Consider the following 452-nt stretch of genomic DNA (forward strand, 5'->3'; position numbering starts at 1 on the left):
TGTCGTTTCCGCTCGACTTGCATGTGTTAGGCCTGCCGCCAGCGTTCAATCTGAGCCATGATCAAACTCTTCAATTTAAGATTTTGTGACTCAACGAATACTGACTTCAAAACTAATATTTACCGCTCTTTCGAAAAAGAACAGAAACATGTAATTCTAAAGCTATTACCATTCCAACAGAATGGTAATGAATTGACTGTGCCGCTTGTTGTTTTCACTTTTTAATAAAAAGCAAAACCAAAAAGCATTCGAACTATTTCTAGTTCAGGTCACTCAGTTCATTGAAATCAATTTTGATTCCGAAGAATCTGTTTTATCTAACGATAAAACGTTTTGATATTCATCAACGAGTGCCCACACAGATTGATAGGTTTAAATTGTTAAAGAGCGTGTTCTCTAAAAAGAGAACGCTTTCAGTGCCTTAGCACTTAAGCAGGACGCGTATAATACGC

At 36.9% G+C, this 452-nt stretch carries 1 rRNA gene; it reads right to left on the minus strand.

Annotated elements, in window-relative coordinates:
• Positions 1-77: ribosomal RNA gene (locus H5300_RS27080) — 16S ribosomal RNA — on the minus strand; the annotation flags it as partial.
• Positions 78-452 lie beyond the last annotated feature (375 nt).

The sequence above is a fragment of the Vibrio sp. SG41-7 genome, assembly GCF_014164465.1.
Taxonomy (GTDB): domain Bacteria; phylum Pseudomonadota; class Gammaproteobacteria; order Enterobacterales; family Vibrionaceae; genus Vibrio; species Vibrio splendidus.